The sequence below is a fragment of the Chthonomonas sp. genome, assembly GCF_035294505.1.
Classification (GTDB): Bacteria; Armatimonadota; Chthonomonadetes; order Chthonomonadales; family Chthonomonadaceae; genus Chthonomonas.
In genome coordinates, this window is sequence record NZ_DATGKU010000046.1 from 1 (window position 1) to 1,246 (window position 1,246).

At 55.4% G+C, this 1,246-nt stretch carries 1 protein-coding gene; it reads left to right on the forward strand.

Annotated features, from left to right (window positions below; genetic code table 11):
• A partial coding sequence (locus VKV18_RS02085) for a DUF2079 domain-containing protein (RefSeq protein ID WP_324202574.1) occupies window positions 1–1,246 on the forward strand: 1,246 nt, incomplete at both ends.

Genomic DNA, 1,246 nt, shown 5'->3' on the forward strand with positions numbered 1-1,246 from the left:
TGTAACGGTGCGAGGACTTCATATTCTGGGCGATCACTTCAGCCTTATTCTCTATCTGTTGGCTCCTTTAGAGTGGGTTTATCCTCATGCGGAGCTTCTTTTGGTGGTACAGACGGTTGCCTTAGCTCTGGGAGCGGTGCCGGTCTACCTCTTTTCCTATCGCCAGCTAGGCTCTCAGGCTAAAGCGCTTCTCTTTGTGCTGGCCTACCTCCTCTACCCGGCCATGCAGTGGGCAAATTTCATGGAGTTTCATCCGGAAACTCTTGCCACGCCCCTTTTGCTTGGCGCCCTCTATGCCCAGCAGATAGAGCGTTGGCCTCTCTTTTTCGGCCTTCTCGGTCTCTCTGCCACCACGAAAGAGGTCGCCGGTTTGGCCATCATCCCGCTGGGCCTCTACCTACTGGTATGCGGCCGGCGCAAGGCGGGCTTGGCCACAATGGGCTTAGGAGTTCTAAGCCTTATTATCGCTTTTGCCGCAGTGCGTCACTTTAATGAGGGGCACCCGTCGGCCTACATTTACTATTTCAGCCGCTACGGGCATACCCCCTTGGAGGTTATCGGCTATTTTTTGCTGCACCCATGGCTTCTGATTCAAAGCCTCTACAGTCCCATGACTCAAGGCTTCTTCAGCGAACTCTTGTCACCGCTCTGTTTTTTGTCACTTCTAGCCCCCGATCTTTGTGTCCTGGCACTGCCCTCGTTTTGGGTTTATCTGTTCGCACAGAGGACAGGCTACTACCCTTTAGCTCCGGCCTCCATAGTCGGGCACAACACCACCTACGGCATTCCCTTTATTTTCGATGCGGCCGTGGTGGGGTACGCCCGTTGGGAGCGATGGGGTCATGTTTGGCTTAGTCGCACGATGCTGGTGGGGCTTGCGCTAACTGCGCTTCTCGCTGCTCGGCATGGACCCCTTTTCGGAAGCGCCAGAATGGAGACCTACCCTCCCTTGCCACGAGCGCGAGCCGAGGCGCTTCATCGGCTACTGGCACACATTCCGAAGCAACCTTCAAGCCCATTACCAGGGGCCTCAAAAAATCGCAAATTTTTATCGGGTAAAGCGCCCTTCCCTTCTATCTCGGCGCAGGGAGAACTGTTGGCGGCTCTTGCCGATAGACCCTATCTCTATACCTTCCCTAATCCCTTTACTCACTTAAGCTGGGGCGGCACGCCCCAAGCACTGGAACAGCAGACGCAAACCAGCTACTACCGATGGCCGCCGGTGCCGAGCGAATACAAAACCCTT